Annotated in this window: 7 protein-coding genes; 3 read left to right on the top strand and 4 right to left on the bottom strand. The window is 54.6% G+C overall.

Going from position 1 to position 14,134, the window contains the following annotated elements:
• Nucleotides 1-153: 153 nt before the first annotated feature.
• Nucleotides 154-1,851: an APC family permease gene (locus LG202_RS12475; RefSeq protein ID WP_230348695.1), complete on the bottom strand. Its 1,698-nt coding sequence runs from the start codon at nucleotides 1,849-1,851 to the stop codon at nucleotides 154-156.
• Between the two features lie 292 nt (nucleotides 1,852-2,143).
• Here LG202_RS12475 and LG202_RS12470 point away from each other — a divergent pair, with 292 nt between their 5' ends.
• From LG202_RS12470 to LG202_RS12460, 3 genes are read left to right on the top strand one after another with little or no spacing between them, the layout of a single operon-like run.
• Nucleotides 2,144-3,196: a DMT family transporter gene (locus tag LG202_RS12470; protein WP_230348694.1), complete on the top strand. Its 1,053-nt coding sequence runs from the start codon at nucleotides 2,144-2,146 to the stop codon at nucleotides 3,194-3,196.
• A gap of 30 nt (nucleotides 3,197-3,226) precedes the next feature.
• Nucleotides 3,227-3,514, top strand: a complete 288-nt coding sequence (locus tag LG202_RS12465) for a hypothetical protein (RefSeq protein WP_230348693.1) — start codon at nucleotides 3,227-3,229, stop codon at nucleotides 3,512-3,514.
• Between the two features lie 15 nt (nucleotides 3,515-3,529).
• Nucleotides 3,530-3,652, top strand: coding sequence for a hypothetical protein (locus LG202_RS12460; protein WP_268867650.1), 123 nt, complete (start codon nucleotides 3,530-3,532; stop codon nucleotides 3,650-3,652).
• 29 nt (nucleotides 3,653-3,681) lie between these two features.
• Here the strand turns inward: LG202_RS12460 and LG202_RS12455 are convergent, their stop codons facing one another.
• Genes LG202_RS12455 through LG202_RS12445 form a run of 3 tightly spaced genes read right to left on the bottom strand, consistent with a single transcriptional unit; the run spans nucleotide 3,682 to nucleotide 13,841 of the window.
• Complete coding sequence (locus tag LG202_RS12455; RefSeq protein WP_230348692.1) at nucleotides 3,682-4,074, bottom strand: hypothetical protein; 393 nt, start codon at nucleotides 4,072-4,074, stop codon at nucleotides 3,682-3,684.
• A 9-nt stretch (nucleotides 4,075-4,083) separates the two neighbouring features.
• Complete coding sequence (locus tag LG202_RS12450; protein WP_230348691.1) at nucleotides 4,084-8,295, bottom strand: OmpA family protein; 4,212 nt, start codon at nucleotides 8,293-8,295, stop codon at nucleotides 4,084-4,086.
• Complete coding sequence (locus LG202_RS12445) at nucleotides 8,292-13,841, bottom strand: SdrD B-like domain-containing protein (protein WP_230348690.1); 5,550 nt, start codon at nucleotides 13,839-13,841, stop codon at nucleotides 8,292-8,294. Before LG202_RS12445 ends, LG202_RS12450 begins: the two co-directional genes overlap by 4 nt.
• Nucleotides 13,842-14,134 lie beyond the last annotated feature (293 nt).

The following is a 14,134-nucleotide window of genomic DNA, read 5'->3' as shown; positions in this document are numbered from 1 at the left end:
AGGTTGAATTCTTCATGAGCGGCAGGATGGCTACAATTCTCCTTAGGGCTTACCACCTACGGAGTACCAAAATAAATTAAGCCATTGAATTAAATAAAAAACGGGCCGCAATAATGCGGCCCGCACTGGTCAAGTTATCAGTAAGATCGTGGTTTAGAGGCTATGGAAGAAGGCCACCACCAGCACACCTGCAATCAATGCTAGGTAAGGCAACACACCCGCACGCTTACCACCACCATCGTCATTGGCGATATACATATCCTCCAACATGGCTTTGGGGAACTGTCCCTTATCCTGGAAGTAATGCCGGAAGATAAAGACCGGGATGATGAGTGAGGCAAAGAACAAGCCTGTCTTCAATGTGCCATCACCCCAGATATCAGCTCCAAGGCCCATCAGCGCCAGGTTGACGAAGCTCAGCATGGTGCCCAGTGCCAGCAGAATGGTAGGTGCCTTGTAGGGGCGTAGCCAATCTGGCCGATCCAGACGGTGTATCCAGCCAGAATTGAGGTTGAGGAAGTTGAAGATGATGTAGCCCACATTGGATGCGGCCAGCACGAACACATAGTCTGACATCAGCAGTAATACCAGGTTAAAGCACAGGTCTGTCCACATGGCTGGCGTTGGTGCGCCATGCTCGTTAACGCGGGACAGGTACTTGGGCAACCAACCATCGACAGAAGCCTGGTACAAGGTGCGTGAAGAACCCGCCATGGAGGTCATGATGGAGAGCATCAGCGCCAGCACCAGCATGATCATGAGGATATTACCGATGACCTTGCCACCACCAATCATGTCGGAAAGCGCAGCAGCCACGCCCATACCACTGTAGATTTCCGGGGCCAGCATGCCATCATAGACAGCCGGCGTCACCACATTCCCTGCTGCATCCAACACGGCGGGCGTCACCAAGTGGCCCAACCCAAGGTGAGCCTGGAACGCAATCGGCACAAGAGTAAAGACGGCAATACATAACAGGCCTGAATAGAAAATGGCTTTGAAGGTATCGCTCTTGGGATTCTTGAATTCGCGTGTATAGCACACTGATGTCTCGAAGCCATAGGTTGACCAGGCAGCAATGAACAAGCCACCAGCCATCAGCTTCCAGCCCTCTATGCCCCACAAGCCGTCCACCACGTTGCCTGCATCGTCATAGGACAATGGTGCGATAGGCAGGAAATTCAGCTGGGCAACATCACCAGTGATGATGGGAATCAGCCCGATCAGCATCAATGGGATCAAGGCAGTAATACCCAAGACCATGGTCACACGTGCAGAACGCAGAATGCCTCCGTGCTGTACCCCAAACACTGACAGCAACACCGCAGCACCGACAATGAAGGTGGCATTGATACGCAAGGCCAGGTCGGACTTGATGAAGCTGAGATCAAGCAAGGTGATCTGCCAGGTATTGATCACGGCATCTGGCGGGAACATAGCATTGAGGATATAACCCGCTGCCAGCCCCGAGCCTATCGCCAGCACCGGCGACCAGGCAAACCAGTTACACCACACCGACACCGGCGCAATAAATTTGCTGTAGCGCACCCAGGCCACTGCGCCATACACCGATGCACCACCAGACTTGTGCGGAAACAGGCCGGCAATCTCGGCATAGGTAAACGCCTGGATAAAACCGAAACTAATCGACAACATCCACACCAGCCACGATGGCTTGCCCACCGTGGCCGCAATCGCCCCGATGGAGAACAACACCAGGGCAGGCACCCCACTCGCCACCCAGAATGCCCCCTGCCAGCCGATCTTGCGCAGCAGGGTGGAATTCTGGGCGGCTACCACATCGCCGGATAAATCGGCGGAAATAGCATCTACAGATGGATTACTGTTCACTTTGATTCCCCTTAGTCAAATGTCCTGTCGCTTGCCCATGCGATTCCAGCATGGCATACCAAGCCACAATGGAATGCATTTCATCCTGTTGAGCCATCGCCCACAATTCTCCCTACGGATTACTCCATAGTGGGTAGTCACTCACACCCAGCCACTCTCACCAGACTCACCGGTATTTTCTTGATACATCAGCAACCTGGAGTACTCCACAAGGAGTATGGCAACTCACCCACATAGCTGATTACCATGGCCAACATCTGCCATCGCCACCCTGGATACTGAACACTCACCCATGGAATACACTGCCTCACACCTGCCAGATGCCCTGCACAGGCATTACGCACGCAACCAGCGCTGGGGATTTATGTGGGCCTTGTGGACAGCCGTTCTATGGGGTGCATGGTATGTGCCGGGTACTGCGCTATGGTATGAAACGCCATATGCCGACATTGGTGAACACCAGCTTGCCCTCAGGCTGACAGCCACATCGGTCATGACCTGGATACACGCTATCGCCGTCTTCATATTCCTGCTCGTGTGGAATCTGGTGTTGGGCAAAGTGCGTGATTATGGACGCACCATCGTGCGCTTTCGCAGGATTTCAAAATGGTATGCCCTGGCCTCCCTGTGCGGCGGCCCCATGGCCATTTTTGGTTCCTATATGGCAATGGGCTTTGTCGGGCCAGTATTTGCCGCCGTCAGCTCTTTGTTTTACCCAGTGATCGGCGCGGTGGTGGCACGCTTGTGGTACCGCGAAAAGATTTCTGGCCGCACGGCACTGGGCATGGCCGTCATCATGATGGGTGGCTTGGTGGTCTATGGCCCTGGTTTGTTCACTGAAGTGGGAGCGGATAACAACCAACTGTGGTTGGGCTATCTGGGTGGCGTAATGTCGGCCATTGGCTGGGGCACGGAAGGCGCAGTTGCCGCCAGGGCGATGGACGTCACCGACCCGGACGTAGGCATCCACTGCCGTTTCACGTTTGAAATCCTGTTTTGGGGAGCGTTGATATTGCCAGCGCTGGCGCTGTTTACCTCGTTGCCAATCATGAGCCTGTTGCACGATACGCTCACCAACCCGGCGGCGCTATTGTGGATTACCCTGGCCTCGGCCTGCCATGCCTATTGCTACACTGCGTTTTATAAGAGCTTTAGCCTGATTGGCGTTGGGCGGGGCGAGGCCATTGGCAACCTCTATGCCGTGTTTGCGCTGATATTCATTGCCATGTTTACCTTGCAGATCCCGCCCTGGTATTTCCTGCTGGGGCTAGTGCTCACGGTCGGAGGCAGCTTTGTGATGTTCAGCGAATCGGCAGAAAGCGTGGCAAAACTACGTGAACATTAAACCAATCGCCATACCCAGCAAAACCAAACCATGAAACTATACCTCAAGGGATTTCTCCTGACGCAACTGCATCATCTCGGCGGCATGCGCGATACCCACTTGCTGGCGCTCACCATGCAAAGCTATTCGCTCAGCGACCAGTTCGCCCGCAATAGCCTGCGCATTGCCCTGGATGAACTATCATCGGCAGGCCTGGTACAGCGACAACACCCCGCGTTGATGAGTGAACACGGGCAGGAGATATTATCGTTTCACTACCAGCTCAGCGCTTTTGGGCTAGAACGCATGCACGATACCGGCTTGATCACCACCTCTTGAAACAAGGAAGAAGCAATGCAGACTTTTTGGGGATACGCAGGCGCAGACCTATTAGCGGTGGTAATTATCGGGCTAGCTAGCCTGGCCTGCCTAGTGTCTGCCAGGATCTTTGTCAGCCATATGTTCAAGCAACGCTAAGTAACTGAGCAAAACACACCTAACAGACACTAAGTCACCTGGTAAAGCTCGCGATCAATAAACCATAGCAAGGCTGCCGGATAGCGTGTAAACAGCTTGTGGTCATAGCCACGGTGTGCCGCCAAAATTTCATATAGCCGCACACCGTTGACTTTGGGATTAGCCTCCGTGATCACGATGGCTACCTTCTGCTCCAGAGAAACCCCCAGTGCCTGATTAATCTCCGGCAGGCTGACCGTTTCTTGCATACTCATGCCTAGGCTGGCATGACGCAGGTCAACGATGAGTTGAGCAGTGCCGTGCACTTGCATATCAGCCAAGGCTGCCATGATCATGGGCTGATATGCTTCATGGTTCAATACACCATATACCTGTAACCGGGTAACACCATGCTCCTGGAGATAATCCAGTTCAAACCGCATGCATCACCCTTACATCGTGCCAATCACGTTGATGAAGAAGCCACGGCTGCGGTAAGACAGGTTAGTCAGGTCATCAGAGTAGTTGGTGAAGTTGTAACCCACACCCGCCTTGACGCCCTCTGCCATATGCCTATACACCGCCAGCAATGCACCAGCCCGCGAATCCTTTGCCTCGGTTGCACGCAGGTTGCGCAACTCGACCACGGCATCCCACTCTTTCACAAAATGCCAATCGGCACGCAAGATCATGAGGTCAGCACGACTGGAGAACCATTGGCCATCTACCTTGCTATCCTTCAGCTCGCCAATGCGGAAGGCATACTTGGCACCCAGAGATAACCATGGCTTGACGTCATAGATGGTATCCACCGACAACACTTGGCTACGCTGCGCGTAATCCGCAGTAAAGCCAGAGGGTGATACTTGACCAGGAGACGGCAAGTTGTAAAAGTTGGTGTACTTGAACAAGGTGTTCCAGCGATCATTGTCGATCGGGCGATATGCCGCACCGGTGACAATTTCGTGGTAATCGCCGTCATAGAATGCCCCACGGCTGTTGTTGGACACCGACCAGTTGAGCTTACCCAGCAAGCGCCACTCTGGCGTGGCCTGATGGCCAAAGGTATTGCGGATCAGCCAGGTGTCGCGGTCGCCCGTGACATTGCTGGTTTCATCGCGGAACTCCAGGTTGCCGCTGTATTTGGTGTTGTCACGCTTGTAGGCCACCGAGAAGCTCACTGCCTTGCGCTTGATGTCGCCCGATAATGGATGTGACACCTTGCCTGCCTCGCCCTTGACGCCAAAATTCCAGAAATCGTTGGCGGCATAATCCAGGCCAAAGGCATTGACCAGGCTTTGCACACCAGAGCCATCCATGGTGCGGGTTTCGCCAAATACGCGCACTTCATCGCTGACGCGATATGAGCTACCCGTCACCCAGCTACCCTGACGGCCACGCCAGGCATTGTCCGGACGTTCATTTTCCACCAGATAATTGGTGTAGGCGTTGCTGCGATCAGACAAGCGGTAATCCGCGCCTATCTTCACACCGGGGCCGAGATTACCCTGCGAGCCTTCGGCAATCAGCTTCAGGCGGTCATTCACGCGCCAGCTCATCCCCATCCCGGCACGGTTGTTGTCTTCGCGCTCACCATCTCGCGCCACAGTACCCTGGACATAGCCATAGGCAGCCCAATCCTTCTTTGGCAATGGCTGACCGTCTTCCACCTCGGCATCGTGATCCACAGGGGTGTAATCCATGCGCACCTGCACATCGGTACGGTTACCATTGCGCGAAAGCACGCTGCTGGCGTTGGTGACATGCACGTTGCGATCGTCCTGACGCACGGCAACACCAGCCTGCCATTCAGAGTTAAGCTGCTGACGCACCCCGACTTCAACCGCTGTGCTGTCTATCGTATCGGCCTTGCGTACATCGCCCTTGGCATCGACAAAGGTATTGTCGGAGACTTGCACGTTAGCCTTGAAGCCATGCTGCTCAACTGCCTCGCCTGTCGTGGTGATCTGGCCTGGGCCGGAGAAACCACGCTCACGGTTTTGCATGTATGCCGTCACCTTACCCTTGGCCTTATCGGTCACATCGGCAAAATCAACCGAAGCCTCGACACGATATGCCTTGGCTGGCTCACCACTGGTGGTGAGGCCATTGAAGGCAAAGCCGCCATCCAGCGAGGTCTGTGCCCCAGCGCCAGCACCTTCGGAATGTGCAGCCTCCAGCTTGATGAAGGTGCCCGGGGTATAGCGCACTGTTGCATCCAGGCCGTTGAGCTTCTGCTCCAGCAAGCCCTGGCCCTGCTTGAAGCCAGTGATACCGATTTGCAGGTAATCATTCACCCAGTGCGAGACGCGGCCACCGGTGGAGAAATTATCCACGCGGGTCAGGCCAGGTACATATTCATAGTTCGCCACCAGGTAGAGCTCATTGCCGTTAATGGCGGCAGTGCTGATCATGCTGGGTGCAGCGCCGGTTGAACTCAACGCCTCGTTCAAGACGATGCGGCCTTGCAGGTAGTTGATTTCATAATCCTGCGCAGGTGTCAGCAATTTACGCTCAATCACCAGACCAGAATCACGGTCACGCACTTCCACCCAGACACGCTCAGAACCCATGGTCAGGGCCTGGTTGCGCAAGTAGTAGAGCGAACCGCCAGTGCCGCGGAACTCGTCACGCGCACCCAGGGTACCTGGGTCAGCCGCAAACGCATCTACCGTGGTGGCTTTCTCGCCATACTTGGTGGTGCTGTCAGAACGATACTTGGCATTGGCACCATAGAGGCCTCGCGAGTATTGCAATAGCTCGGTGCCGCTCCAGCTGGTCTTGAAGTTACCCCACATCACGTGCGAGTCGCCACGTGCCAACTTGACGTAGAACTTGCCTTGCGTTGGCGCATCATCCACGGTGGTGCTGTCATCGCCATACACCGGGTAATACAGGTCGGGGTTGATATTGCGCAACAGGTAGCGCGGATCCTTAGACGAGAAATTGGAGAACAAGTGCTCCAGTGGCTGCTCGCGCGTATCGGCCGCTGCCGTCAGCAGGTATTCTCCCTTGACCTTTCCCTTGACGTAAAACGCACCACGACCATCAATATGGCTGGAGCCGTCGTAATGCTGAGTATCGCCAGTCACCAGTTGCGCTGGGCCACGCACATTGTTCTTGCCTGCGGTGATGTCACCAACCGCAATATAGAACCAGTCGTCATCGGCAATGTTCAGATTACGGCGGAAGCTGGTGAACTCGCCATCAGCCTCCACCAACTTGACCTCAACGCTGTTAGGGCCGGGTGGCATGATCTGCTTGATGGCAAAGCGACCATTAGCATCCACTGGCACGTTAAGACCCAAGGTCTCGATACGCTGGCCAGGCTGAATGAAGCGGCCATTGACCGTCACCGTGCCACCCTTGACCGGGATATTGCGCAGGCTCAGGCTGTTTTCGCCATAACCTATCAGCTCTTCCTTGCCGGGTTGCAGGTCGCTCTCGATACGCGGCGTGGCATGGGAAAGGATTTCCAGCGGTTTCATCACCGTTTCATCGTAGCGCTCCTGGGCATCATAGACACGCAGCAGATACATCACCTGCCCGGTGCCTTCGACCTTGGCCTGCCATTTGGTTACGCCATTCCAATCCACGGGCAACACTGCCAGCGGTTTTTCCTGTGGCTGCTGGCCCGGCATGAACACGCGGATTTCAGCTCGCTTGATCCAGGGTAAGTAATTCGCCCAGGTGCGGAATTGCGCTTCGTCACCGCGCACCACGCCACGCGTGGTGTTCCACACGTTCATCTGTGGCAGGGTGGCGAGGTTATCGTAACGCACCTGGATATCAGCCTTTTCCAGCGCAACATCGGTACAACGCTGGCGATCAGCCTCCAGCGGGCCATCTTCAAGGCTCACTGGCTCACCATCAATACTGATGCGGAACGGCGCACCCGGCTTGGCAACAGTTGTTGCCTCGCAAGCACTGCGCACCGGTGGCGCAACAGCCACTGGTGCTGCCGGGATGATCTCCTGCTCGTCAAACCAGACGCGAATAATCACGCGACGATTTTGCGCCATACCTGCCGGGTTATCATTACTGGCAACCGGCTGGCTTTCGCCATAGCCGCGGATACTGAACTGACTATCTTCCAGCCCGAGCTTTTGCTTGAGGAATGCAGCGACTGCCAACGAGCGCGCCTCAGACAAGCCCTGGTTATCAACAAAAATCTTCTTGGCATTTAGTGACAACCGCTGGCTATCGGTATGCCCGGCAATGTCGATACGCACATTCTGCTTGCCCTGCAATTGTCCGGCCAATTGTTCCAGTTCAGCCATTGAGCTGCTGGTGAGATCGGCCTTGCCGGATTCAAAGCGTGCAGCGCCATTATCTTCCACCAGTCGGCTGAACACCTGTGGCTCTACCTGCGGCACATTAGCCGCAGCAGCCCGCATGCGTTCCAACGCACTACTGCTGATGCCGGAGGGCAATGGATATGATGTCGGCCCCTGACGTTCACTTGGTGCAGGCATACCATGAAAATCCACACGGCTGTTATCGATACGTTTGCCGGTTTCCTGCTCAAAGTCAGGCGTAGGCCTGTCTTTGGTTGGCAACATGGTCGCAGCGTAGCCTCTATCACTGATCAATAACGACTCTGCATACGCTCCACCACTCATCATCACGCTTACGGCGATAGCAATTGCTCGCTTCTTCATCATGGCTGACCCTCCACTGCTGTCTCGATGATCAGCGGGAAGGCTGCTTCATCCTTATTGTTGTTATGTGTGTCTTTCCAGAGCTTGCGTGCAGCCTTGGCAACGCTTTCCAAGCGCTTCTTGGCAAGGTTTTCCCCGCCACCGCCCGGGTCATAAGCCACTCTCAATACCGAAGGGCGACCATCCAGCTGCTTGACCATGTCGGCGAATGCCTGCTGCCATTGGACCTGTAGATCAGTACCACCGGGCACGAATGCCTCGTCATTCAGGTCCAGGCGTACTACGCGATGCACGGTGGCACCGAAGTTCAGCTTGACCATCTTGCCTCGCGTGACACGCACATCCCGCGGGTTTTCAGTCGTGACGCGATAACCGGATGGCAAGGTGCGCTCATCCAGCTTCATGACGAAGTTGGCACCTCTATCCATATTGGGAATGTCGGCACAAGTGACATGGAAGCGACCTTCAGCATCGGTGGTGACCAGCAAGCCACGTGCTGTTACAACGCGCACATTGGCAATGCCTGGCTCACCTTGATCTTGGTAGCCGTTGGCATTCTTGTCGTCAAACACCTTGCCGATAATGTCGGAACAATCGAAGGTTGGGTCTGGCGTAACCTTGACCGTGGCAGAGCCGATATTGGACAGGATGCCACCAGTGTTCTGCGCCCAGGCCTGGTTAACGTACTGGCCTTCTCCCACACCGGTACCCACCACCAGGATCAGCTTGTAAACACGGGGTACATTGGCCTTGAAGAGCTGGCCCTTCCAGGTAATGTCACGGCCATTCACTTCAGGCTCGATACGCACGCCATCCGACGAGGCAGAACCGCCTCGGTACTTGAAGCCTGGCGGCAAACGGTCGGTCACATCCACACCGGCCGGGATGTCAATCGAGCTGGTGGCGGTAACGGTATAAGGTACCAGGTCGCCGCGCACGACATTCACTAGCGGCGTGACTTTTACAATCCTGATCAGGCCGCTACTACCAGGGTCCAGCGGGATATGGTTATTGATAACGTTGGCAGAAGCGCTATTCAGGTTAAAACTGTAGTAATACCTGGTGGCCGCATTTGCCAATGCACTACTGGCGTTGGCAAATGAGCCATCCGCACTAGTCACCGCACATGTTGCTGGATCATGCGGCGGGATAGTCGTCGCTGGCGCAGCATCATTCTGCTGCACCATGGCCGGATCAGGCGTAGCACCCACCTGCAGGGTGGCATTACACACCGGGATAATGCTGGATGACTGGTTCAGGTATCCAATCGGGGCAGTGATCGACAAGGTATACACACCTGCTGGTGAACCAGGGTTAAGCAGGAACTGGTAAGCACCATCATCTCCTGTCGTCTGCGAACCATTGCCGCTCACCACATGGATGGCTGGATTAAAGCCCGCAGGGCCGCTGATGGTTACAACAGCACCACGCACCGGCAAGCGCGTCACGGCATCATAGACAACACCAGCTGGGTCTAAAGGCAAACTGTGCTCGGTAACATTGTCACCAGCTTGCAGCGTAATGCCGCCCAAGCCACCTTCTGTCCTGATTGCACCCTTGGGGTTGGCTGTAGCATGCACGGTTTCATCGCTGAAGGGCTCGCCACGCTCGTTGGGACGCGCTTGCCCCCAGAGCAGGTTACCGACGGGATCGCGGAAGCGAACCTGGTAACCAGAGCCAGGCTGCAAACCGATAAAGCTGTAGGCACCGGCGCTATTCGTGGTGGTTTCAGCTATCTTGTCACCATTACGCAACAGCTCAACCGTCCAGCCAGCCTTGGGCTGGTCAGCAGTCGCAGGACTACTGCTATTAAATTGGCGGTCATGATCGCCATCCAGCCAGACATGCCCACTGATGCTTGCCGTACCAGCGGAGGTAGGAATTTCACCAAAGTTGTAGCCACTGCCGCTAGAGGTCAACACCACATTGAAGTTATCGGTACCGGCAGGCAGGATAGTGCCTACCGCATAGCCCACTGCACCCTGGCTACCCACCTGATCCTTGCCATCGTTATATCCCGTTGGCTGGGTTTCGGTAATCGTATAGCCAGCACTATTGGAACGCGGCAGGCTGGTAAAGATGTAACGACCATCGGCGTCTGTGGTCACCACGCAACTGGGTAAGGTACCGCCGCCGTTCTGGGTGCGAATATTCTGCAATACGGTACAAATATCCTCACCGGCCTCGGTCGTCCCTGACAGGGTGATGGTCACACCCGCGATGCCAGCCTCAAGATTGCCAGCGCTGCGGTCAAACAACCCATTATTATTGCTATCGACAAAGACATTGCCGGATAGCGAGAGGTTATTCGGTGCAGAGAGGTTGACCGTGGTCGTTTCACTCTCGCTGTTGTTGCTATTGTTGTTGTCATTCTCGTTCGCCATCACCGTCGCGATACTGTTGTACACATCCCCTGAAGATGGAGGTGCACTCAACATGCGTATAGTGAGGTAACGGTTACGGCTTTCAGCATTGTCGAACTCGGCCTCTGCACCACTATACGTACAGGTGATAGTCAGCGTGCTGGGGCCAGTCACACTGCTGCCAATGTTGTTACAAATACTATTGCTCAAGCTGCCGCCCATCGTCGCACTATCACCGATGAAGCGAATCGTCTTGCCCGCTGGCGGTGTAATGGCATAGGTAAATCGCACACCCGTTGCCACTGACGGTCCGTTGTTGACTGTGTTGATGGTGTAGATCACGTCATTTTGCGCATTATCACCACCATTGGAGCTGTCATATCCCAACGGATCAACGTTATCGATATTGTTCACCAGCAGGTCCACTGCTGCTGCCTGAATGGTCAGGGTGGCATTCTGGCTGTTATTGCCGCCATCGTTGTCATTGACGTTTTCTTTTGTAGTCGTCGTGATGCGGGCGATATTGTTGATTGCCCAGCTTTGACCTTCCGACTGGCCGGCCTTCCAGTTGGGCCTGACCAATACGGTGATCGTACGCTGCTCACCATTATTAAGGTTACCGCCCTGGCAAGACAGGGTAGGGTTGGAGCCGGCACCATAAGTCTGGCCAACGACCAGGCCGCTACATACCGGTGCACCCGAGGTCCAGCCAATTGGCGTAATACGCAATACGGTAAAACCAGGATCACCAGCCGCAATCGTAAATGTATCGCTTACCAGCACATTCGCCGCAGTGGAGGGTCCGTTGTTGCGGAAGGTTAATACATAGCTGACATCAGTACCGGCTCGTGCATTATCCGGCGTGACTATCTTTGAGACCATTTGCACATCGGCGATCGGGTCGATAATGACATCGACACCGGCAGTATTATTACTGGTGTTGGTATCACCCTGGGTTGTGGAAGACACTGTCGCGGTATTGCGATGGTTACCTGCACTCAACGGACGGCTGACCGGAATAACAAACCTGGCCACATCACCTTGCTTCAGCACCCCGGCACTCTGGGTACACTGCAACACAGAAGTGTCCACCAGCACACAATTAAACGTGGCGTCCGAACCATTGGTACTACTGACAGTAGCGATAGTCGCAAGTGTGGCTGTAGTATCCGCGCCTAGCGTAGTGCCTGTGTGCCAGCCAGGAATAGGATCGCGGACAACAATATCCACAGCATCCACGGAGTTGTTGTTGCGCACTTCCAAGGTATAGGTGAGTGTGGATTCGTTGAACTCCAGCCTCGTCACCTCATCCCCTGCTGTTGCAGCTGTTTTTGTGATCACGAGATCCACAGAGTTGCTTGGTGCCGTGACGTTTACAGAAGCCACTAACGCTGCAACTGGGAAGCAAGATGCACCTGACGTACAAGACACGGCAGCCTGATTACTTGTTGTGCCACTGGCTTTTGCACGCGTCACGATCACCAGATCCCGGCTGACGGCACCGACTGCGAGCGCTTGCGCATAGGTACAAGAGACTGAAGTGACCGTACTATCCAATGCAGGTATGGCAGCAGAGCCTCCGGCGACAGCATTGCTACAACTCCATGCACCACCATTGGTCTCGTAGCGAACAAACTCCTCATTGGCAGGTGTCTGTAGCGTATCTGTTGCAATAATCGTACTGCCTGCGGCAGCTACCGGGCCATCATTCGTCACACGGATAACATTCCTGATCAATGCGCCTTCTGCGACCACAGTTCCTGGATCTCGCTGCTTGGCAATGCGCAGCACCGAGCCATCTGGACCCACGCGCACATTGAGCGTTGATTGGTTATTTGAAAGATCAGGATCTGCTATCGCACCACCGGTTGCAGCAATCGTTGCAGTGGCAGGCAAATCGGCAGTAATCGCTGAATTTTCTGTCGGCGCCTTGGCGACAATCGTCAAACTGCTGGATGCTCCCACCGCATACTCACTTGGGTGCAAACAAGTCACCAGCCCTGCAGACTCGCTACAACTCCATCCGGCAGGCTGGGTAGAAGTGACAAAAGTGAACCCTGCTGGCAATTGATGCGTGACCGTCACACCACCACTAGCACCATTACTCGCTGGTACAGGACTAGGGCCTGCATTGCGTGCCTGCAAAGTAAATGTGACATTTTGCTCAGAGATCACCAGCAGGGTATTGGCAGTCTGGGTAATCTGTAAATCAGCCCCCGGGCTGATGGTCACTGGCGGATTGGCTGGCAATTGGTTGTTGTTGACATCCGGGTCAGCCGTGGAAGATGAAATACGCGGCGTGATCATGACATTGCCAGAAGTAACATCGACGACCTTAGTGACCAGGCTCAACCCACTAAATGTCGCACCAGAAGCCATGCTCCCAGCATAACGACAGCTCACGACCTGACCGCTGATCGTACAATTATTGAATCCACCGCCACTGCCTGAGACAAACTGCAGCGAAGGCGGCAAAGTCACCGTGACGATAGGATTCACCGCATCATTGGGACCGGCATTGTCACCGTCAATCGTCCAGGCAAAACTGCTACCTCCCACCACAGGGGTAGATGGCCCGGTCACACTGGTGATACGGACATCGGCGCCATTATTAATGGTGGTGTTTTGAGTAGAAGTATTATTGCTGGTACTGCTACCGGCGCTCTCATTCGTTGCCGAAATCGTGGCAGTCAATGCAATAGTGCTGGGCGTCGAGGCCCCGGTCGCCACTTGCAGTACGATATTAGAAGCGGCAGCGGCAGGGAAATTGCCCGTATACGTACACTCCATGTCGCTACCATTCAGCGCACAGGTGCCTCCTGCCATCGTCGCGCTTGGGATTGTTACCCCATTAGCAGAGGGGAAGCTCATCGTGACCACAACCCCGGTGGCAGCCTCACTGCCATTATTATTCACCTGGATCTTGTACTCGATGACTGCGCCACGCGGCGATGGGTCATACGCCGAATCATCAATACTGGACACCAGTACATCGACATCCGCCAATGCTGGCAGCGCCATCAGCGCCAGAATAATGAATAACATCTTCTGCCACATGAAATGGGCGGCCACAGATAAGCGCCTCAAGGCGCGACTGTCCGCTGCCGCCATCCAGGCAAATATATTGATCCACGATGAGTTTGCAGCCGACGCGACGGTAGGCTGCCATTGATTGTTGTCTTGCACAGATTTCTCCCAGATACCGCATATCTGTTGTTGTTTGCAGGCGTCTTGGCGACACCTTTTAAGGCTGGGAGAATTTATCGCTATTTAAAACAGGGTTCATTGACATTAACTCACACAAACTCACATTTTCTTGCTATTAGTCATGATGAAAAATTCATCAAATCCCTTTAAATTCAGCACTACTGCAGGGAATGAGCACAACAAGATACTGCGAATGCAATGTGAGGAAAGATTGTCAACAATAGTCAACGCACAAAATAGGCGAATTTATCCGCCTGGATCGGCGGATGGAA

The organism is Methylobacillus methanolivorans, assembly GCF_054588515.1.
Note: the sequence above shows the minus strand (reverse complement) of the source record. Positions and strands in the feature narration are given on the sequence as shown.